Source organism: Streptomyces sp. NPDC048623 (genome assembly GCF_040650755.1).
In the GTDB taxonomy this organism is placed as follows: Bacteria; Actinomycetota; Actinomycetes; order Streptomycetales; family Streptomycetaceae; genus Streptomyces.
In genome coordinates, this window is record NZ_JBEZHV010000013.1 from 83,262 (window position 1) to 102,953 (window position 19,692).

Below are 19,692 nucleotides of genomic sequence, written 5' to 3' on the forward strand. Positions count from 1 at the left end.
CGCTCACGCTAGCGGTACGTGTACGGGGCAGGCGACCGGGTTACGGCACCGCTACCCGGCCCTCAGCACCTGCGCCACGACCGGTCCGGCCGCCGTCCCGCCGTGGCCGCCGTTCTGGACGAACGCCGCCGCGGCGAGGTCGTTCGAGAAGCCGGTGAACCAGGAGTCCGAGGTCTGCCGGCCGTCGACCTCTGCCGAACCGGTCTTCGCGCCCTTGTCGCCGCCCACCGAGGCCATGGCGCCCGTGGCCGTGCCGTAGCTCGCGGTCGCGGTGGTCCGCATCATGTCGCGCAGCTGCCGCGCGACCGAAAGCGACAACTTCCGCTCGGCCTTCGCGAACTCGCGGTTGTCGACGCCCGCCGCCACGAGATACGGCTGCCGGAAGGTGCCGTCCTTCGCGGTCGCCGTGATCGACGCGATGTTCAGCGGATTCATCGTGACGGTGCCCTGGCCGATGTACTGCTCCGCGGCCGCGGCGTCCGACACCTCCGGGACGCTGCCGTCCTCCGACTTGATACCGGTCTTCCAGTCCAGGCCGATGCCGAAGACCTCCCGTGCCTCCCGCGCGAGCCCGAAGTCGTCGCCCTCAAGGTCCTTCACATCGTCGATCTTCTTGATGAAGGCGGTGTTGCAGGACTTGGCGAAGGCGTACCCGAAGGTCTTGCCCTCCAGCGAGAAGTCGTCGAGATTCCTGATGGTCCGGCTGTTGTACACCGCGCTCGACGGGCAGTCCGTCACCTGGTCCGCCTTCACCAGGTTCTTCTCCAGCAGCAGCGCCGCCGTCACGATCTTCATCGTCGAACCGGGCATCGTCTTGCCCTGGAACGCCGTGTTGAATCCGTTCGCCGGGCTGTTCGCCACCGCCCGCACCGCGCCCGTCGACGGCTGGATCGCCACCACGGACGCCGTCCCGTACCGGGCCACGGCCTTCTCCGCAGCCGCCTGCACATCGGCGTCGATCGTCGTCTCCAGCTTGCCCGGCTCGCCCTTCTGGAGGGTCAGCAGCGTGGTGTCGGGCACGCCCTCCGAGCCGGAGTCGACGTACACCTCGATGCCCGGCTTGCCGCCCGCCGTCGAGCCGTACCGCTCGCGCAGCTGGTCGAGGACCGGGCCGAGCGACGGGTACTTCTGAGCCGTCAGGACCCGGCCCTTGCGGTCCACGGCCTCGATCTCGCCGGAGCTCGCGCCGCCGGTGCGCAGCGAGCCGCCCGGCGTCAGCTTCGGGTGCAGGACGGTGGGCTTCCAGTCGACCAGCGGGCGGCCGGTGGTGAGGCCGCGGACGACGGTGAGCTGCGAGGCGTACGTCCAGGGCCTGGAGACGCCCTCGTACGTGACGGTCGCCTTCACCGTGAACGGCACCGTCGTCCCGGTCGCCGCGCCCGCCGTGATCTGCGCGCCGGTGACCTTCGCCTCCTCGCGGAAGCCGAGCAGCGCGGGGCCGGCGGAGACCGGGTTGTTGGTCAGCTGCGCGGCCGCGTCGGACTCGCCGCCGGCCCAGGCCGCGAGGAAGTCCTTCGCGGTCGCCGTCACCTCCTCGCCGGTGACGGGCCCGGTCTTCTTGCTGTTGGCGCCGGAGGTCGACGTCGTTCCGCCGGACCCTCCGCTGATCCCGTTCCAGAGGTTGTAACCCCCGTATCCCACCCCGCTCGCGACGACGACGAAGACCCCTCCGACGATAGCGACCTTGGCACCACTGCGCATGGCTGCGCCTCCCTCCCCCAGGTATGGCCCCAGGGCAGCCTATGCGGCGCCTTGCCTGTCAGGAGTGAGAGCCGGGACGGTTGTTACCGGATAGCGATCCGGTGAGCTGACCATGTGTCGGTGCGGGGCCGTACTCTTCAGCCGCTCACGTACCACCATTTCTGTTTCCCGGGGGGGAATTCACCATGTCCGCACCGCTGTCCGAGCCCGCCGGTCCCGAACTCGCCGTCGACGGCTGCCAGATCTGCGGAGCGCAGCCCGCCCTCCGCACCACCGTCCGTGCCCACCAGGGCTTCGTCCTCCTCATGCGGACCTTCAAGAACCGCCAGACGCTCTGCCGGAACTGCGGGATCGCCCTGCACCGGGAGATGACGGCCCGGACGCTCTATCAGGGCTGGTGGGGGCCTGCCTCGTTCTTCTACACGTTCGTCGTCCTGGTGCTCAATCTCGTCCAGCGGATCCGTCTCGGCCGCCTGGCCCCGCCCGCCGGCGGCGTGCGGCCCCCGGCGAACCCCGGCCGCCCGGTCGTCCGCCGAGTCGAGGCACTCGGCGTCCTGCTGCCGTTCGCCATCGTCGGCGTGCTGGCCTACGCCTTCGGAGACGCCGCGAGCACCGCCGAGGTCGGTTCCTGCGTCCACAACAAGGGCAGCGAGATGTTCCCGAACGTCGTGGTCGTCGACTGCTCCTCCGCCGAGGCGGACTACCGGGTCGCGGAGCGCCACGACAGCGGCTACGCCCACTGCGACCAGAGCCGCTACGCCGAGTACTCCGAGACCGGCCGCAGAGGCTTCACCCTCTGCCTCGCTCCGCTCGGCGAAGAAGCCCCCTAGGCAATCACACCCACGTGTCCAGCCACATCCGATTCCGCCACTGATCCAGCGGAATAGCCGTCCCCGTGTACAGCGGCCAGAAGTAGATGAAATTCCACACGATGAGCAGGACGAGCACTCCCGCCGCCACCGCACCGAAAGTCCGTCGTCTTTCCGAGGAACCCGCGGGGCCCACGATCGCCCCGAGCATCATCGCCACCGCGAGACACAGGAACGGGACGAACACCACCGCGTAGAAAAGGAAAATGGTGCGTTCCTGGTAGAGGAGCCAGGGGGCCCAGCCGGCCAGGACGCCGCAGGCGATCGCGCCGGCGCGCCAGTCGCGGCGGAAGGCCCAGCGCCAGAGGACGTAGAGGAGGGCGAAGCAGGCGGCCCACCACAGGAGCGGGGTGCCGAGGGCCAGGACCTCCTGGGCGCACTTCTCCTTGGCGTCGGCCGGGCAGCCCGCGGTGCCGGGGGCGGGGGACTCGTAGAAGTAGGAGACCGGGCGGCCGAGGACGAGCCAGCTCCACGGGTTGGACTCGTAGGTGTGCGGGGAGCTCAGGCCGACGTGGAACTTGTAGACCTCGGTCTCGTAGTGCCACAGGCTGCGCAGCCAGTCCGGGATCCAGCCCCATGTCCCGCTGCCGCCGATCTTGTCCTGCTCGGCGGCCCAGTTCCGGAAGTAGCCCTTGTCGGTGAGGATCCAGCCCGACCAGGAGGCCAGATACGTCGCGATGGCCACCGGGACGACCGACACGAAGGCCGGGACCAGGTCGCGGCGCGCCACCGCCGCGTACGGGCGGACCGCGCCCGCCGTACGCCGCGCGCCGAGGTCCCACAGCACGGCCATCAGGCCGAACGCGGCCATGATGTACAGACCGTTCCACTTGGTGCCGGCCGCCAGGCCCAGCATCACGCCCGCCGTGAGCCGCCAGGGCCGCCAGCCGAGCCCCAGCGTCCCGGCGACCTCCGCGTCCGGCCGCAGCACGCCCTCCTCGTCCACCGGCAGCGCCCCGGCGAGCCGGGCCCGCGCCCGGTCCCGGTCGATCACCAGGCAGCCGAAGGCGGCGAGCACGAAGAACATCAGCACCTGGTCGAGCAGCGCCGTGCGGCTCATCACGAAGTGCAGCCCGTCCACGGCGAGCAGCAGACCCGCCAGACAGCCGAGCAACGTCGAGCGGAACAGCCGCCGCCCGATGCGGCACAGCATCAGCACCGACAGGGTGCCGAGCAGCGCCACCATGAAGCGCCAGCCGAACGGCTCGAAGCCGAAGATCTTCTCGCCGATGCCGATGATCCACTTGCCGACCGGCGGATGGACCACATAGCCCGGCTCCGTCGGGACGATCACCGAGTCCGGGTTCGCCAGGATCGTCTTGTCGATGTCCTTGGGCCAGGCGCCCTCGTAGCCCTGGTTGATCAGGGCCCAGGAGTCCTTCGCGTAGTACGTCTCGTCGAATATCACCGCGTTCGGCCTGGACAGGTTCCAGAACCGCAGCACGCCCGCGACCAGGGCGACGAGCAGCGGCCCGCCCCACGCCGCGAAGCGCCACACCCGTTCGGCGCCCACCGGCCCGACGCCGAGCAGCGACCACAGCCGCGGCGAGGGCCGGGTGTACGGCGGCACGAGCCGGTCCCGCAGGCCGATGGACAGGGAGCCCACGGCGGACGGGCGGTAGCCGAAGCGCCGCAGCCGCTGCTGCCAGGACGAGAGCTCGGCCCCGGCGGGGTCCACGGGGCCCACGGGGGTCATGGGAGCCATGGGGTCCCTGGGATCCATGGGGTGCTGACCCTCCAGGGCCTCGGGTGCGGTTCTGGTCACCGCGCCATCGTAGGGAACGCGCCTGTGCGCGTCGCCTGTCCGGGCTGGGAGGATGAGACCTGTGACAGGAACGCTGGTACTCGCAGGCACCCCCATCGGCGACATCGCGGACGCTCCGCCCCGGCTCGCCACCGAACTGGAGAACGCGGACATCGTGGCCGCCGAGGACACCCGCAGGCTGCGCGGACTCACCCGCGCGCTCGGCGTCCACACCCAGGGCCGGGTGGTGTCGTACTTCGAGGGCAACGAGTCGGCGCGTACGCCCGAGCTGGTCGAGGCGCTGGCCGGCGGCGCGCGGGTGCTCCTGGTCACCGACGCCGGCATGCCGTCCGTGTCCGACCCCGGCTACCGCCTGGTCGCCGCCGCCGTCGAGCGGGACATCAAGGTCACCGCCGTGCCCGGCCCCTCCGCCGTGCTCACCGCGCTCGCCCTGTCCGGGCTGCCCGTGGACCGCTTCTGCTTCGAGGGCTTCCTGCCCCGCAAGGCGGGCGAGCGGCTCGGCCGGCTCCGCGAGGTCGCGGACGAGCGCCGGACCCTCGTCTACTTCGAGGCCCCGCACCGCCTCGACGACACCCTCGCCGCGATGGCCGAGGTCTTCGGACAGGACCGCCGCGCCGCCGTCTGCCGCGAGCTGACCAAGACGTACGAGGAGGTCAGGCGGGGTCCCCTGGGCGAGCTCGCGCAGTGGGCGAAGGAAGGGGTACGGGGCGAGATCACCGTGGTCGTCGAGGGCGCCCCGGAGACCGGGCCCGCCGAGCTCGACGCCGAGGAGCTGGTGCGCCGGGTACGGGTGCGCGAGGAGGCGGGGGAGCGGCGCAAGGAGGCCATCGCGGCGGTCGCCGCGGAGGCGGGGCTTCCCAAGCGGGAGGTGTTCGATGCCGTCGTGGCGGCAAAGAACGCGGCCGGACCGGGCCCCGGAAACGGTAAAGGACTAATCTGAAAGGCAAAGCGGAAACCCGGCGATGGGCCCGCTCGAAGGCCTTCGGGCAAGGAAACGCCAAAGAGCGTCCATGGTTTCTCCGGCGCTGATGCGGTCCGGCCCGAAAAGGCGTCCACTGGATCAGTGGAGAGGAGCTGGAATGAGTGAGATCACCGGCACCGGAACGCCGCCCGTCGCCCGCGAGAGCGCCCGTGAGAGTGCTCGCGAGGGAGCCCACGAGGTCGCGCACGAGGCCTACGCCTTCGCCTGCATGAGGTGCGGATACGGCTGGGAGCAGGCGTACGACATCGAGCACCACGTGGACGCCCGGGGAAACGAGTTCGTCGTCTACAAGGCCGACGGAGCCCGGGTGCCGTCCCCGCTGTCGCGGCCGAGCTGCATGAACTGCGGCAGCCACGTCGTCCGCATCATGCGTGCCGGACAGGTGTCCTCCGTGCTCGACACGGTGGCCGCGGTCGAGCGCCACGCCCGCGGCGCGCGGCCGACCCGGCCGGTGTCGATCGCCGGGCCCATCGGCCAGGAGCTGATCGAGGACGGCCCGGAGGGGGCCGCGGGGCCCGAGCAGGCTCCCGTACCCCACCACTGGCGCCTCTCCGACCTCTTCCACCCGCGCCGCTCCCGCTCGTAGGCCGCGCGTAGGCCGCTCATCGCGCCGGTAATCCTTCGCGGCGGAACTCATGGCCCTCGTACGATCGGGCCATGAGTTCCAAGGACGCCCCGCCGCCGCTGCCCGAGCCCCTCCCGGTCCCGGTCGCGGACTCGCACACCCATCTCGACATGCAGTCCGGCACCGTCGAGGAGGCCCTCGTCAAGGCCGCCGCCGTCGGCGTCACGACCGTGGTCCAGGTGGGCTGCGACCTCAAGGGCTCCCGGTGGGCCGCCGAGACCGCCGCCGCGCACGAGCACGTGCACGCGGCCGTCGCCCTGCACCCCAACGAGGCGCCGCGCATCGTCCTGGGCGACCCCGACGGCTGGTCCCGTCAGGGGGCCCGGGAGGCGGGCGGCGACGCGGCGCTCGACGACGCGCTCACCGAGATCGACCGGCTCGCCGCCCTCCCGCACGTACGCGCCGTCGGTGAGACCGGCCTGGACTACTACCGCACGGGCCCCGAGGGCATGGCCGCGCAGGAGCGTTCCTTCCGCGCCCACATCGAGATCGCCAAGCGGCAGGGCAAGGCACTGGTCATCCACGACCGCGAGGCCCATGCCGACGTCCTCCGGGTCCTCGACGAGGAGGGCGCGCCCGAGCGGACGGTCTTCCACTGCTACTCCGGCGACGCGGAGATGGCTCGGATCTGCGCCGCCAAGGGCTACTACATGTCCTTCGCCGGCAACGTCACCTTCAAGAACGCCCAGCCGCTGCGTGACGCCCTCGCCGTCGCGCCGCTGGAGCTCGTCCTCGTCGAGACCGACGCCCCCTTCCTCACCCCGGCCCCCTTCCGCGGCCGCCCCAACGCCCCGTACCTGATCCCGGTGACGGTGCGGGCGATGGCCGCGGTGCGCGGGATCACGGAGGAGGAGCTGGCCGGGGCGATCGCCGTGAACACGGCCCGCGCGTTCGATTACTGATCCATAACGGTTACGTCATGTAGTCGGGTCGCTTTGGAGAGTGACCGGTATCGGGGCTAGGGTCCCGGCCTCGTGAGCACTCCCCAGGGGCACCGGGCCGGCGGCGCCCGCCGCCGCAAGGCGAACCCGCCCGCCGCCGAGGGCCTGCGCCGGATCGTCCCGCAGGCCCTGGTCGTCGCGTTCCTCGCGGGCGGCACCAGCGCGTTCGTCGCCGACGACAAGGCCGTCAGGCTGTCCGTCGACGGGGTCCCGCGCACGCTGCACACCTTCGCCGACGACGTCGAGGAGCTGCTCGCCGACGAGGGCGTCGAGGTCGGCGCGCACGACATCGTCGCCCCCGGCCCCGGTGCCGCCCTGGCCGACGGCGAGGAGATCGTGGTCCGCTACGGGCGCCCGGTCTCCCTGAACCTCGACGGCCGGCGGCGCCAGGTGTGGACCACCGCGCACACGGTCGACGGGGCGCTGCGGCAGCTCGGGGTGCGGGCGGAGGGCGCGTATCTCTCGGTCTCGCGCTCGGCGCCGATCTCCCGGCAGGGCCTCGCCCTCGACGTGCGCACCGAGCGGGCCGTCACCTTCCTGGCCGACGGGCGGGAGCGGACCGTGCGCACCAACGCGGCCACCGTCCGCGAGGCCGCCGAGGAGGCCGGGATCGCGCTCGCCGGGCAGGACACCACCTCCGTACCGCTGGACTCCTTCCCGCGCGACGGGCAGACCGTCGCCGTGCTGCGGATCACCGGCACCCAGGAGATCCGCGAGGAGCCGGTGCCCTTCGCGGTCGAGCGGACCCGCGACCCGGAGCTCTTCACCGGCATCGAGCTGGTCGAACGGCAGGGCGTGCCGGGCGTGCGCCGGGTCACGTACGCCCTGCGGACGGTCAACGGGGTACGGCAGCGGCCGCGCCGCCTCCGCGAGGAGACCGTGCGTGAACCCGTCGCCCAGCGCGTCCGCGTCGGCACCCGCCCGCTGCCCACCTCGGTCGCCGGCGCCGACGGCCTGAACTGGGGCGCCCTCGCCGCCTGCGAGTCCGGCGGCCGCCCGGACGCCGTCGACCCCTCCGGCACCTACGGCGGCCTCTACCAGTTCGACCCCGGCACCTGGCACGCCCTCGGCGGCACCGGCGTCGCCCAGGACGCCCCGGCCACCGAGCAGACCTTCCGCGCGAAGAAGCTGTACGTACAGCGGGGCGCGAGCCCCTGGCCGCACTGCGGGCGCCGGCTGCACCAGTGAGTGCGGCCCGGCCAGGGGCCGGGCCGGGCCGGGCCCGGCCCGGGTCTCCGGCCACGGGCGCCCGACGCCGGTCCCGGCGGGGCGCGAGGGCGCCCTGGCGGCCGCCGGGCCCATGGCCCACGGCGGCGGCCGGGCCCCGGCCCCTGGCCTCGCGCCGACGGGTGGACGCCCGGGCCTCCGGCCACGGGCATCGACCCCCGGCCCCGGCGGGCCCCGCCCCGGGCCGGAATCCCGCGCTCGGCCTCGCGCCCACGCCGACGCTGCGGACGTGCCCCGCGGCCGGAATCCCGCGCTGGGCCTCGTGGCCACGCCGAGGCTGCGGGCATGGCCCGGGCCTCCGGCCACGGGCGCCCGGCGCCGGTCCCGGCGGGGCGGGGGCGGGCTCCGCCCCGCCCCCGGCAGGCCAGGCGGCGGGCTCCGGGCCCGCCCCGGCCCGCCCCGGCCCGGGCAGGCCCTACGCTGTACCGGTGAGCACCACCACCGGCCCCGACAGCCCCGACGCCGCCCTTCTCGGCCCCGCCGACATCCGTGAGCTGGCCGCCGCCCTCGGCGTGCGCCCCACGAAGCAGAAGGGCCAGAACTTCGTCATCGACGCCAACACCGTCCGGCGGATCGTCCGCACGGCCGAGGTGCGGCCCGACGACGTGGTCGTGGAGGTGGGGCCCGGGCTCGGTTCCCTCACCCTCGCGCTCCTGGAGGCCGCGGACCGGGTGACGGCCGTCGAGATCGACGACATCCTCGCCGCGGCCCTGCCGTCGACGATCGCCGCGCGCATGCCGGAGAAGAAGGACCGCTTCGCGCTGGTCCACTCCGACGCCATGCACGTCCAGGAGCTGCCGGGACCGGCGCCGACCGCGCTCGTCGCGAACCTGCCGTACAACGTCGCCGTCCCCGTGCTCCTCCACATGCTGGACCGCTTCCCGAGCATCGAGCGGACCCTCGTCATGGTGCAGGCCGAGGTCGCCGACCGTCTCGCCGCCCGCCCGGGCAACAAGGTGTACGGCGTGCCGTCGGTCAAGGCCAACTGGTACGCGGAGGTCAAGCGGGCCGGCGCCATCGGCCGGAACGTGTTCTGGCCCGCGCCGAACGTCGACTCCGGCCTCGTCTCGCTCGTGCGCCGCACCGAGCCGATCGCCACGACGGCGTCCAAGGCCGAGGTCTTCGCCGTCGTCGACGCGGCCTTCGCGCAGCGCCGCAAGACCCTGCGGGCCGCGCTCGCGAGCTGGGCCGGGTCACCGGCCGCCGCCGAGGAGGCCCTGGTCAAGGCCGGGATCTCGCCGCAGGCGCGCGGCGAGGCGCTGACGGTCGAGGAGTTCGCCCGGATCGCCGAGAACAAGCCCGCGGAGAACAAGCCCGTACAGGGGGACCAGCAGTGAGTGTGACCGTACGCGTGCCCGCGAAGGTCAACGTCCAGCTCGCGGTGGGCGGCGCCCGCCCCGACGGCTTCCACGACCTCGCCAACGTCTTCCTCGCCGTCTCGCTGTACGACGAGGTCACCGCGACCCCGGCCGACGCGCTCACGATCACCTGCGAGGGCCCGGACGCCGACAAGGTGCCGCTCGACCGCACCAACCTGGCCGCGCGCGCCGCCGAGCTGCTCGCCGCCCGCCACGGCATCGCCCCCGACGTGCACCTGCACATCGTCAAGGACATCCCGGTCGCGGGCGGCATGGCCGGCGGCAGCGCCGACGGCGCGGGCGCGCTGCTCGCCTGCGACGCGCTGTGGGGCCTGAACACGCCCCGCGCCGAACTCCTCGACATCTGCGCCGAGCTGGGCTCCGACGTGCCGTTCAGCCTGGTCGGCGGCGCCGCGCTCGGCGTCGGCCGCGGCGAGAGGCTGACGGAGCTGCCGGTCGGCGGCGCCTTCCACTGGGTGTTCGCGGTCGCCGACGGCGGTCTGTCGACCCCGGCGGTGTACGGCGAGTTCGACCGGCTCAACGAGGGCGTGACCGTGCCGGAGCCGGCCGCCTCGCCCGTCCTGCTCGACGCCCTGCGCACCGGCGACGTCACCGCGCTCGCGGGCGCCCTCGCCAACGACCTCCAGCCGGCCGCCGTGTCCCTGCGGCCGTCGCTCGCCGCGACGCTCGCGGCCGGCACGGACGCGGGCGCGCTCGCGGCCCTGGTCTCCGGCTCGGGCCCGACGACCGCGTTCCTGGTGAAGGACCCGGAGGCCGCCGAGTCGGTCGCCGCCGCGCTGATCGCCTCCGGCACCTGCCGGACGGCCCGCGTGGCGACCTCCCCGGCGCCCGGGGCGACCGTCCTGGCCCGGTAGGTCAGAGCTTGTTCTTGGAGATCCGGGCGAGCAGCAGGTTCGGGTCCGGGTCCAGCGTGTTGAAGTAGGCGGCGCTGTTCACGTAGACCTTCTTGGCGTGCACCGCCACGGAGGTCGGGTTGTCGAGCCCGTCCTTGTCGGTGAGCACCGTCTTGTGGGTGCCGTCGGGCCGTACGAGTTCCAGCTTGTTCGCCTGGATCAGCGCGGCGAGGACCGTGTCGCCGTGCCCGGTGAACGCGAAGTCGTCGATGGCTGTGAGCCCGGTCGCCCGGGTCTCGACCGGGCCCGCGGCGTGGTCGGGTCCGGGGCCGATCGGGATCCGCAGCAGCGTGCCCCGCGCGCTGTTGGACACCCAGACGGCACCGTCGTGGACCTTGAGGCCGTTGGCGCCGAACGGGAGCTCCGCGGTGGGTTCGAGAGCGTCGCCGGTCGCCCAGGCCGTGGGCTCGCCCCCCGTCACCGGGAGGCTCCACACCGTGCCGAGCGCCGAGTCGGCGGTGTAGAGGGTGCCGCACTCCTCGTCGAGGGCGAGCCCGTTGGGGACGGCGTTCGCCGGGAAGAAACCGATCTGCCGCAGATCGCCGTCGGGCGAGAGGCGCCAGATGCCGGTCTCCCGCTTGCCGGTGACGTAGTTGACGTACAGCGTGCCGTCGTGGGCACGGGCGATGCCGGTGGCGATGGCCCCGCCGACGAGTGTCACCGCGCCCGGCACCTCGGGAAGGGTGGCGAGGATCTCGGTGCCGCCGTCCTGGCCGACGCGGGCGACCTGATGGGCGAAGGCGAAGGTGATGTCGGCGGAGCCGTCGGGTTCGAGGGCGATGTTCTCCGCGTTCTGGCCGGCGGCGAAGTCGAAGTGGGCGACGATGTGCGGGTTCGTCACGGTCGGGTCGCCGGCCGCCGCGGGGCCCGCGGCGAGCACGGTGAGGGCGGTGCCGGCCGCGGCCGCGGCGGCGAGTCGGGGAATCCGTGACTGCCGTGACTGCCGTGACTGCGGTGACTGCCGTGGATGCAGGGGATGCAGGGGATGCAGGGGGAGTCGTGCCATGGGTCTCTCCTTGTGGGGGGGGCGCACCCCGTCGTGGGGCGACTCCAGACGAAGATGACGGACCGTCGGGCCGGGCGCCCGAGCCCCGGCCGTGGGGTCGCCCGCGCGGTGGAGCGTGCTCCCCCCATCCGCACCCCTCGTACCGGCCCGGGACGGCCGCTCGTCCGCCTCGCCGCTCCTCCGGTTCGTACTCATGCGCGGTTGAGTACCTGAGCGCTGCCGGCGCCCCGTTCCGTCCCGGCACCGTGCTCGTATGGGAATCAGCGCGCGTGACCTCGCGGCCGCGACACCGGCCGGCCGCGACCGCTACGTCGACCTGCTCCGGGTCGCCTCGCTCGCCGTGGTCGTCCTCGGCCACTGGCTGATGGCCGCCGTCACCTCCGACGGGCAGGTCGGCAACCTGCTCGCCGTGGTGCCCGGCCTGCAGATCCTGACCTGGGCGCTCCAGGTCATGCCGGTCTTCTTCTTCGTGGGCGGCTTCTCGCACGCCCTCGCCCACCGCTCGCGCCCCCGCTACGCCGCCTTCCTGCGGGCCCGGCTGCAGCGGCTGCTGCGGCCGACCATGGTCTTCATCGGGGTGTGGGGCGCGCTGGCGCTCGTGGTGCAGCTGCTCGGCGCGGACGGCGGGCTGACCGGGGTGGCGCTGCGTCTGGTCACCCAGCCGCTGTGGTTCATCGGTATCTACCTCGCGATGGTGGCCCTCACGCCGCCGCTCCTGAAGCTCCACGGGAGGTACGGGTGGGGCGCGTTCGGCGGGCTCGTGGCGGGGGCGGTCCTGGTGGACGTGCTGCGGTTCGCGGTGGGTGTGCCGTACGTCGAGTTCCTCAACTTCGCGCTGGTGTGGCTGGCGGTCCACCAGCTCGGCTTCCTGCGCGCCGACGGCATGATCCGCCGCCCGGCGCTGCTCGCGGCGGCGGGTCTGGTGGGTGCCGGGCTGCTCGTGGCCCTCGGCCCGTATCCGCTGTCGATGGTCGGCATGCCGGGCGAGGCGGTCTCGAACATGGCCCCGCCCACGCTCGCCCTGCTCTGCCACGGACTGTGGCTGGTCGGCGCGGTGGAGCTCCTCAAGGGCCCGGGGGCCCGCCTCACGGCCCGGACCCGGGTCTGGCGCACGGTCGTCGCCGCCAACGGGATCGCCATGACCGCCTTCCTCTGGCACCTGACGGCCATGCTCGGCGTGTACGGCGCGCTGCTCGCCCTCGGCGTCCGCCTCCCGGCGCCCGCGACCGCCGCGTGGTGGGCCCAGGTCCCGCTCCGCCTCGCCGCGGCGGCCGCCCTCACCGCCCTCCTGGTGGCCGTCTTCCGCCGCTGCGAACTCCCGGCACCGCCTGCCCCCGCCACCGACCGGGGCGCACCGCTGGCCGCCCTCGGCATCACCCTGTCCCTCCTCGGTGTCCTGGCCCTCTCCATGACCGGCTTCGCCGGCCTCCTGGAAGGGCACACGGCCACCCTGATCGCCGTCCGCGTCACCGCCCCGGCGGCGGTGGCGATGGCCCTGGCGGGCTGGTTCCTGGTGGAGCGGGCGGGGCGGGCGCCGGGCCGGACGGCGGGCCGGGCGGCGGGCCGGGCGTAGGAGGCCGGAGCCGTGCCGGGGGACGTACCCTGGGACGTCGATCGCAAGCCCCGTACAGGAGTGAAATGGCCGTCAACCTGGTCAATGTCGAGTCCGTCAGCAAGGTGTACGGCACCCGTGCGCTGCTCGACGGGGTCTCCCTCGGCGTCTCCGAAGGGGACCGGATCGGCGTCGTCGGCCGCAACGGAGACGGCAAGACCACCCTCATCCGGATGCTCGCCAAGCTGGAGGAGGCCGACACCGGCCGCGTCACCCACAGCGGCGGGCTGCGCCTCGGCGTGCTCACGCAGCACGACTCGCTCGACCCGACGGCGACCATCCGGCACGAGGTCATCGGCGTCATGGCCGACCACGAGTGGGCCGGCAGCGCCAAGATCCGCGACGTGCTCACCGGGCTGTTCGGCGGGCTCGACCTGCCCGGCTTCGAGAAGGGCCTCGACACCGTCATCGGGCCGCTCTCCGGCGGTGAGCGGCGGCGCATCGCGCTCGCCAAGCTGCTCATCGAGGAGCAGGACCTGGTCGTCCTCGACGAGCCCACCAACCACCTCGACGTCGAGGGCATCGCCTGGCTCGCCAAGCACCTGCGCGAGCGCCGCTCGGCGCTGGTCTGCGTCACCCACGACCGCTGGTTCCTCGACCAGGTCTGCACCCGGATGTGGGACGTGCAGCGCGGCACGGTCTACGAGTACGAGGGCGGCTACTCCGACTACGTCTTCGCGCGCGCCGAGCGTGAGCGCATCGCCGCGACCGAGGAGGTCAAGCGGCAGAACCTGGTCCGCAAGGAGCTGGCCTGGTTGCGCCGCGGCGCCCCCGCCCGTACGTCGAAGCCGCGCTTCCGCATCGAGGCGGCCAACGCGCTCATCGCGGACGTGCCGGAGCCGCGCGACAGCAGCGAGCTGATGAAGTTCGCCAACGCCCGGCTCGGCAAGACCGTGTTCGACCTGGAGGACGTGACCGTCACCGCCGGTCCCAAGACCCTGCTCCAGCACCTCACCTGGCAGCTCGGACCCGGCGACCGGATCGGTCTGGTCGGCGTCAACGGCGCGGGCAAGACCTCACTCCTGCGGGCGCTCGCCGACGCCGCCGTCACGGAGGGGGACATCCAGCCCGCCGCCGGGCGGATCGTGGTCGGCAAGACCGTGCGGCTCGCCTACCTCTCGCAGGACGTCACCGAACTCCCCGCCGAGCTGCGGGTCCTGGAGGCCGTGCAGCAGATCCGCGACCGGGTCGACCTCGGCAAGGGCCGCGAGATGACCGCGGGCCAGCTGTGCGAGCAGTTCGGCTTCGGCAAGGAGAAGCAGTGGACGCCGGTCGGTGACCTGTCCGGTGGCGAGCGCCGCCGGCTCCAGCTGCTCCGCCTCCTCATGGACGAGCCCAACGTGCTCTTCCTCGACGAGCCGACCAACGACCTCGACATCGAGACGCTGACCCAGCTGGAGGACCTGCTCGACGGCTGGCCCGGCTCGATGGTCGTCATCTCCCACGACCGCTTCTTCATCGAGCGCACCACCGACCGCACGTTCGCGCTGATGGGCGACCGCACGCTGCGGATGCTGCCGCGTGGCATCGACGAGTACCTGGAGCGGCGGCAGCGGATGATCGAGGCCGCCACCCCGGCCCCGGCCGCTCCCGCGGCCTCCGCCAAGGCCGGTGTGTCGGCCGCCGACGCCCGCGCCGCGAAGAAGGAGTTGCAGAAGGTCGAGCGACAGCTCGACAAGATCTCCGAGAAGGAGAGCAAGCTGCACACTCAGATCGCCGAAAACGCCACGGACTTCGAAAAGGTGGCCAAACTGGACGCGGAGCTCCGGGAACTCGCTGGTGAACGCGAGGAGTTGGAGATGCGCTGGCTCGAACTCGCCGAAGACGCGTAGAGATGTCGTAGAAGACGCGTAACGCTGGCATCACGGACCGGTCCTCCCTTGGGAACAAGGGGCGGACCGGTCGCTTTTGCGCCATCCGGTGAGTGGTAGAAAGAAAACCCGCTCACAAAAGGGGGAAGCGCTGATGACCCAGCCGCCCAGCAACCAGCCGCCGGGGGGCTTCGGCGCTCCGGACCCGAACGTCCCGCCGGTCCCGCCGATGCCGCCGCAGGCACCGCCGGTCCCGCCCACCGCTCCGCCGACCATGCCGGCCGCGCCGCCGGTCGACCCGCGGACCGCGCCCCCGGCGCAGGCGCCCCAGCCGCAGCAGCCGCCGCAGGCCCCGCCCGCACAGCCCGGCCCCTACGGGTACCCGCAGCAGGCGCCGCAGCAGGCGCCCCAGCAGGGCCCGTACGGCTACCCGCAGGAGGCGCCGCAGCAGCCGGGCCCCTACGGGTACCCGCAGCAGCCCGGGCCCTACGCGCAGCAGCCCGGCCCCTACGGGCAGCCGCAGCCCGGCCCGTACGGCGCCTACCCGACGGCCCCGATGCCCCCGGCGCCCGGCGGCGGTGGCAACAACTTCTTCAAGAGCAAGACCGGCATCATCGTGGCGGCGTCCGTCGCCGCGGCGCTCGTCATCGGCCTCGGCTCCTGGTTCGCGTTCAGCGGCGACGACGAGAAGGACCCGGTCGCCCAGCCCACCCAGTCCACGAGCAACGGGCCGAAGCCGACCGCCTCCGTCGACAAGGGCGACGGCACCGGCGACGGTGAGAACGGCGGCCCCGAGGACCTCAACTCCGGCCGCAAGGACGGCGAGGCCAAGATCAGCTGGCTGCTCAAGAACAACGTCGACCTGCCCCGCAACGGCTCCGACGTCTACGGCCCGTGGATCGTCGGCGACACCGTCGTCAAGGCGATGTACAAGGGCATCGACGGCTACAGCCTGGCCGACGGCTCCAGCAAGTGGCACATCGACGTGCCGAACGAGCTGTGCGCCGCGCCGCCGCAGCCGAACGCCGAGGGCCTCATGGTCTTCGCGTACAAGGACAGCGCGGGCGACAAGGCCAAGTGCCTGGAGATGCAGCAGGTCGACCTCAACACCGGCAAGGCGGGCTGGAAGAAGTCCATCCCCAAGCCGACCGGCCTCTTCGCCTTCTCCGACAACACCCTCGCCATCAGCGGCAGCACGGTGACGGCCTCCGGCTCCAGCTCCGCCTACGGCTTCTCGCTCGCCGACGGCCACCAGCTCTTCACCGGTCCCACCAGCGGCTGCAAGCCCTACGCGTACGCGGGCGGCAGCAAGCTGATCGCCGCCTCCAAGTGCCCCTCGGGCGACGTGAACAAGGAGCAGCACGAGATCAGCGAGGTCGACCCCGCCACGGGCAAGGCCAAGTGGAGCTTCAAGCTGCAGGCGACCTGGGAGGTCGACAAGGTCTACTCCGTGGACCCGCTGGTCGTCTCCGCCACCCAGCGCGAGCAGAAGAAGTGGGCGATCTTCTCGCTCACCGCGAACGGCAAGGAGCGCTCGCAGATCCAGGGCGGCACCGACAAGTTCGCCCCGCGCTGCGGCGGCAGCTTCGTCATCTTCGGCAAGAACCTCCAGGGCTGCACCGGCGTCGCCGCCGACGCGAACACCTTCTACATGGCGACCGAGACCGCGTACGGCACGCCCAACGAGGTCATCGCCTTCGACCTGAACACCGGAAAGGCGAAGTGGCGTTCCAAGGCGCCCGGTGAGCAGCAGATGACCCCGCTGCGCATGGAGGGCTCGGACGTCCTGCTCTACGTCGAGCCGCGGTACGACACGGGCGGCGCGGTCGCGACGATCGCCCCGACCGGTGGCGCGCCGAAGGTGCTGCTCCAGCACCAGGCGGCGGTCTCCTCGGTGGAGACCTCCTTCTACGACGCCGGGTACGCCTACTCCAACGGCTCGTTCGTGATTGCGGCCGGCCGCGTCTCCGCCTCCAACGACAAGTCGGAGAAGGAGACCAAGACGATGATGGCGTACGCCAAGTGACGCCCGGGGTCTGTCCGGCGGACCGGGAACGGTTGGCCGGACAGACCCTCGCTCGTTCCGCCGCCCCCTTCCCGACCCGACCGAGGTGTCCTCAGCCATGACCCAGCCGCCGCCCCCGCCGAACCAGCCCCCGGGGCCGCCCCCGGGCGGGTTCGGCGCACCGCAGGATCCCCAGTCCGGAGGCTTCGGGGTACCCACCCCGCCGCCGCCGGCGCAGCCCCCGGCCCAGCCTCCGTACGGCTACCCGCAGCCCGGCCAGCCCGTGCAGCAGCCCGTACAACCCCCGTACGGGTACCCGCAGGAGCAGCCCCAGGGCCAGCCCCAGCAGCCCTACGGCTACCCGACGCAGCCGATGTACCAGCAGACGCCGCCCCCGCCGGTCCCCGGCTCCGGCGGCCGCAAGAAGCTGTCCGCGCAGGCGCAGATCATCATCGCGGCGGTCGTCGCCATCGTGCTGATCGTCGGCGCGGGCCTCTGGTACGCGAACTCCGGCTCCGACGACCCGGACACCCCCGCCAAGGGCGGTTCGGGCGGGGCGAGCGCCGGTCAGAACGGCGGCCAGGACGGCGGGGCCGGCGGCCTCGGCGGGGGCGGCAAGGAGAAGGTCCCGGCCGACCCGAAGTCGGTCGCCTCGTTCCAGCTCCCGGTGCCGAAGGTGCCGGACGTGACGAACATCGCCGGCTCCTGGCTGACCGACAAGGCGTTCGTGAAGACGGGCGTCGACTCGATCACCGGCTACGACCTGGACAAGGGCACGGTCGTGTGGACGCTGCCGCTGACCGGTCAGGTCTGCGGCGCCTCGCGCCACATCACGGCCGACTACAAGCTGCCGATCCTCTTCGAGGCCGCCAAGCGGACGGCGCCGAAGTACTACCAGCCGTGCACCGAGGTCGGCCTGGTCGACCTCACCACCGGCAAGATCGTGTGGACGAAGTCCCTCACCGGCGGCACCGCCGGCGACAAGAAGGTCACCTTCGCCGAGATCACCCTGCACGGGCAGACCGTCGCGGCCGGTGGCTTGGACGGCGGCGCGGCCTTCGACCTGGCCAACGGCAACCCGCGCTGGAAGCCGCAGGCCGCGGCGGACAACTGCCGAGACCTGGGCTACGGCGGCGGCGAGGGCCTGGTCGCGGTCCGCAAGTGCGGCTCGTCCGACGACCCGACCGTGACGATCCAGAACCTCGACCCGATGTCCGGCCAGCCGCTCTCGCAGTTCAAGATGCCGACGGGCGTCGAGTGGGCGTCGATCGTGTCCACCAAGCCGCTGGTGGTCGCGGCCGAGGTCGGCGACGTCGACGGCGACGGCAGCGGCATCTCGGACTTCTTCTCGATCGACGAGAAGACCGGCAAGCTGAAGGCGAAGATCACGGCGGACCCGGACCGCTACGCCGCCCGCTGCCGCTCGTCCGAGGTCGAGTCCTGCACGCAGGCGGTCGTCGGCAACGGACGCCTGTACGTGCCGACCGAGGAGCACGAGGGCAGCACGGGCGAGTACGGCGACGAGACCAACGAGATCGTCGCCTTCGACCTCAACACCGGTCAGCTGACGCCGAACAAGGCGGACGCCGGTGACCGTTACACCCTGCTCCCGCTCCGCATGGACGGCGGCAACGTGATCGCGTACAAGCTCCCGCCGTACGACAAGGGCGGGCAGATCGTCTCCATCGACGGCGGCACCATGAAGTCGACGCTGCTGATGGAGAACCCGTCGGAGAAGACGGTGCGGGACGCCGAGACCAGCTACAGCTCGCTCAGCGCCGAGTGGCTCTACGCGAACGGGCGGTTCTTCGTGTCGGGGCGGATGGTCAGCGAGAACTCCTCGTCGTCCGTGTCCAAGCAGTATCTGGCCGTGGGTTTCCGCATCGGCGGCTGACCGGACCACCGGCGACCTGCATATGTCCCGACCCGTGGGGTCCCTCCTTGGCGGAGGGGCCCCACGGGCGTTTCGCGGGTTCCGCGCGATTGGGGCAAAGCGGGGCGGGGGAGTGTGTAGCTTGCCGGGCAGGGAGGCCGGGGGACGGCCGGCCCGGGGATGGGGGAGCGAACGATGGGCGTACGGCTCATGGTGGTCGACGACCACCGACTGCACGCGGAGGCACTGGCCTCGGCGCTGAAGCTGCGCGGGCACCGGGTGCTCGCCGCGGCGGCGCCGGTCGCCGGGGCCGCGGAGCTGGTGGTGAGCCGCGCGCCCGAGGTCTGTCTGCTCGGCACGTCGGCGCCGGCCGAGCCGGGCACCTTCGACCCGGTGGTGCGGATCAAGCGGGAGCGGCCGCAGATCGCGGTGGTGGTGCTGGGGCCCGTGCCGTCGCCGCGCGGGATCGCCGCCGCGTTCGCGGCCGGGGCGTCCGGATACGTGCGGCACGACGAGCGGATCGAGGGCGTCGAGCGCGCCCTGGCGAAGGCGCGCGCGGGCGAGGCGGCGGTGGCGCCGCAGCTGATCCAGGGGGCCTTCGCGGAGCTCCTGAACCCGGCGGCGCAGCCGGACGACGAGGGGCAGCGGCTGCTGCGGCTGCTGACGCCGCGGGAGGCGGAGGTCCTGGTCCGGGTGGCCGAGGGCGAGGACACCCGGGTGATCGCGGCGGGCATGGCGATCGCGCCGAGCACGGCGCGCACCCATGTGCAGCGGGTGCTGATGAAGCTGGGCGTGGGCTCGCGCCTGGAGGCGGCGGCGCTCGCGGCGCGGACGGGGCTGCTCGACCGGGCGCAGCCGGTGCGCGTGCCGCTGCCGCGGGCCTGACCCCCGTAACCCCCTTTCCGTATCGGTCCGAGGGACGGATATGGCTGAGTGTTGCGCGTCGATGTTTGATTGTGCTTTTTTATGGGTGGTTCTGTTTGTTGGATGCCGAGGGAGCCGC

The 19,692-nt window shown here is 72.7% G+C and carries 15 protein-coding genes; 12 read left to right on the forward strand and 3 right to left on the reverse strand.

Annotation, left to right across the window (positions count from 1 at the left end):
- Nucleotides 1–51: 51 nt before the first annotated feature.
- Nucleotides 52–1,701, reverse strand: a complete 1,650-nt coding sequence (locus tag AB0C73_RS20165; RefSeq protein WP_362531710.1) for a penicillin-binding transpeptidase domain-containing protein — start codon at nucleotides 1,699–1,701, stop codon at nucleotides 52–54.
- 185 nt (nucleotides 1,702–1,886) lie between these two features.
- On the opposite strand from AB0C73_RS20165, the gene AB0C73_RS20170 reads away from it, so the two are divergent.
- Nucleotides 1,887–2,531 (forward strand): hypothetical protein, encoded by a 645-nt coding sequence (locus tag AB0C73_RS20170; RefSeq protein ID WP_362531713.1) that lies wholly within the window; start codon nucleotides 1,887–1,889, stop codon nucleotides 2,529–2,531.
- 4 nt (nucleotides 2,532–2,535) lie between these two features.
- Here AB0C73_RS20170 and AB0C73_RS20175 read toward each other — a convergent pair whose 3' ends face one another.
- On the reverse strand, nucleotides 2,536–4,266 hold the full coding sequence (locus AB0C73_RS20175) for a phospholipid carrier-dependent glycosyltransferase (RefSeq protein ID WP_362532046.1): 1,731 nt from the start codon (nucleotides 4,264–4,266) through the stop codon (nucleotides 2,536–2,538).
- Between the two features lie 121 nt (nucleotides 4,267–4,387).
- Between AB0C73_RS20175 and rsmI the strand changes: the two genes are divergently transcribed.
- The 6 genes from rsmI to AB0C73_RS20205 all read left to right on the forward strand — a co-directional run bounded on the left by rsmI (nucleotide 4,388) and on the right by AB0C73_RS20205 (nucleotide 10,343).
- Nucleotides 4,388–5,275: a 16S rRNA (cytidine(1402)-2'-O)-methyltransferase gene (rsmI, locus tag AB0C73_RS20180; RefSeq protein ID WP_362531716.1), complete on the forward strand. Its 888-nt coding sequence runs from the start codon at nucleotides 4,388–4,390 to the stop codon at nucleotides 5,273–5,275.
- 250 nt (nucleotides 5,276–5,525) lie between these two features.
- Nucleotides 5,526–5,903, forward strand: coding sequence for a hypothetical protein (locus tag AB0C73_RS20185; protein WP_362532049.1), 378 nt, complete (start codon nucleotides 5,526–5,528; stop codon nucleotides 5,901–5,903).
- Between the two features lie 71 nt (nucleotides 5,904–5,974).
- Nucleotides 5,975–6,844 (forward strand): TatD family hydrolase, encoded by an 870-nt coding sequence (locus tag AB0C73_RS20190; protein ID WP_362531718.1) that lies wholly within the window; start codon nucleotides 5,975–5,977, stop codon nucleotides 6,842–6,844.
- Between the two features lie 72 nt (nucleotides 6,845–6,916).
- Nucleotides 6,917–8,071, forward strand: a complete 1,155-nt coding sequence (locus tag AB0C73_RS20195; protein WP_362531721.1) for a ubiquitin-like domain-containing protein — start codon at nucleotides 6,917–6,919, stop codon at nucleotides 8,069–8,071.
- A gap of 467 nt (nucleotides 8,072–8,538) precedes the next feature.
- Nucleotides 8,539–9,447, forward strand: coding sequence for a 16S rRNA (adenine(1518)-N(6)/adenine(1519)-N(6))-dimethyltransferase RsmA (gene rsmA, locus AB0C73_RS20200; protein ID WP_362531724.1), 909 nt, complete (start codon nucleotides 8,539–8,541; stop codon nucleotides 9,445–9,447).
- Nucleotides 9,444–10,343: a 4-(cytidine 5'-diphospho)-2-C-methyl-D-erythritol kinase gene (locus tag AB0C73_RS20205; RefSeq protein WP_362531726.1), complete on the forward strand. Its 900-nt coding sequence runs from the start codon at nucleotides 9,444–9,446 to the stop codon at nucleotides 10,341–10,343. Before rsmA ends, AB0C73_RS20205 begins: the two co-directional genes overlap by 4 nt.
- Before the next feature lies 1 nt (nucleotide 10,344).
- Here the strand turns inward: AB0C73_RS20205 and AB0C73_RS20210 are convergent, their stop codons facing one another.
- Nucleotides 10,345–11,388, reverse strand: coding sequence for a hypothetical protein (locus AB0C73_RS20210; RefSeq protein WP_362531728.1), 1,044 nt, complete (start codon nucleotides 11,386–11,388; stop codon nucleotides 10,345–10,347).
- 253 nt (nucleotides 11,389–11,641) lie between these two features.
- Between AB0C73_RS20210 and AB0C73_RS20215 the strand changes: the two genes are divergently transcribed.
- The 5 genes from AB0C73_RS20215 to AB0C73_RS20235 all read left to right on the forward strand — a co-directional run bounded on the left by AB0C73_RS20215 (nucleotide 11,642) and on the right by AB0C73_RS20235 (nucleotide 19,574).
- Nucleotides 11,642–12,961 carry an acyltransferase gene (locus AB0C73_RS20215; protein WP_362531731.1) on the forward strand — a complete coding sequence of 440 codons (1,320 nt, stop codon included), beginning with the start codon at nucleotides 11,642–11,644 and terminating at the stop codon, nucleotides 12,959–12,961.
- A 65-nt stretch (nucleotides 12,962–13,026) separates the two neighbouring features.
- Entirely contained in the window at nucleotides 13,027–14,832 is a 1,806-nt protein-coding gene (locus AB0C73_RS20220; RefSeq protein WP_362531734.1) for an ABC-F family ATP-binding cassette domain-containing protein, read from the forward strand.
- Between the two features lie 133 nt (nucleotides 14,833–14,965).
- Nucleotides 14,966–16,837, forward strand: a complete 1,872-nt coding sequence (locus AB0C73_RS20225) for a hypothetical protein (protein ID WP_362531737.1) — start codon at nucleotides 14,966–14,968, stop codon at nucleotides 16,835–16,837.
- Between the two features lie 97 nt (nucleotides 16,838–16,934).
- The gene (locus AB0C73_RS20230; RefSeq protein ID WP_362531740.1) at nucleotides 16,935–18,710 is read left to right on the forward strand and encodes a PQQ-binding-like beta-propeller repeat protein; all 1,776 of its coding nucleotides are present in this window, start codon (nucleotides 16,935–16,937) and stop codon (nucleotides 18,708–18,710) included.
- Between the two features lie 174 nt (nucleotides 18,711–18,884).
- A complete protein-coding gene (locus AB0C73_RS20235) occupies nucleotides 18,885–19,574 on the forward strand; it encodes a response regulator transcription factor (RefSeq protein WP_362531743.1) in 690 nt (229 codons plus the stop codon).
- Nucleotides 19,575–19,692 lie beyond the last annotated feature (118 nt).

Bases quoted from the DNA above. Each gene is read 5' to 3' on its own strand.
- AB0C73_RS20165 (WP_362531710.1), bottom strand. From the start codon at position 1,701: ATGCGCAGTGGTGCCAAGGTCGCTATCGTCGGAGGGGTCTTCGTCGTC.
- AB0C73_RS20170 (WP_362531713.1), top strand. From the start codon at position 1,887: ATGTCCGCACCGCTGTCCGAGCCCGCCGGTCCCGAACTCGCCGTCGAC.
- AB0C73_RS20175 (WP_362532046.1), bottom strand. From the start codon at position 4,266: ATGACCCCCGTGGGCCCCGTGGACCCCGCCGGGGCCGAGCTCTCGTCC.
- rsmI (WP_362531716.1), top strand. From the start codon at position 4,388: ATGAGACCTGTGACAGGAACGCTGGTACTCGCAGGCACCCCCATCGGC.
- AB0C73_RS20185 (WP_362532049.1), top strand. From the start codon at position 5,526: ATGAGGTGCGGATACGGCTGGGAGCAGGCGTACGACATCGAGCACCAC.
- AB0C73_RS20190 (WP_362531718.1), top strand. From the start codon at position 5,975: ATGAGTTCCAAGGACGCCCCGCCGCCGCTGCCCGAGCCCCTCCCGGTC.
- AB0C73_RS20210 (WP_362531728.1), bottom strand. From the start codon at position 11,388: ATGGCACGACTCCCCCTGCATCCCCTGCATCCCCTGCATCCACGGCAG.
- AB0C73_RS20215 (WP_362531731.1), top strand. From the start codon at position 11,642: ATGGGAATCAGCGCGCGTGACCTCGCGGCCGCGACACCGGCCGGCCGC.
- AB0C73_RS20220 (WP_362531734.1), top strand. From the start codon at position 13,027: ATGGCCGTCAACCTGGTCAATGTCGAGTCCGTCAGCAAGGTGTACGGC.
- AB0C73_RS20225 (WP_362531737.1), top strand. From the start codon at position 14,966: ATGACCCAGCCGCCCAGCAACCAGCCGCCGGGGGGCTTCGGCGCTCCG.
- AB0C73_RS20230 (WP_362531740.1), top strand. From the start codon at position 16,935: ATGACCCAGCCGCCGCCCCCGCCGAACCAGCCCCCGGGGCCGCCCCCG.
- AB0C73_RS20235 (WP_362531743.1), top strand. From the start codon at position 18,885: ATGGGCGTACGGCTCATGGTGGTCGACGACCACCGACTGCACGCGGAG.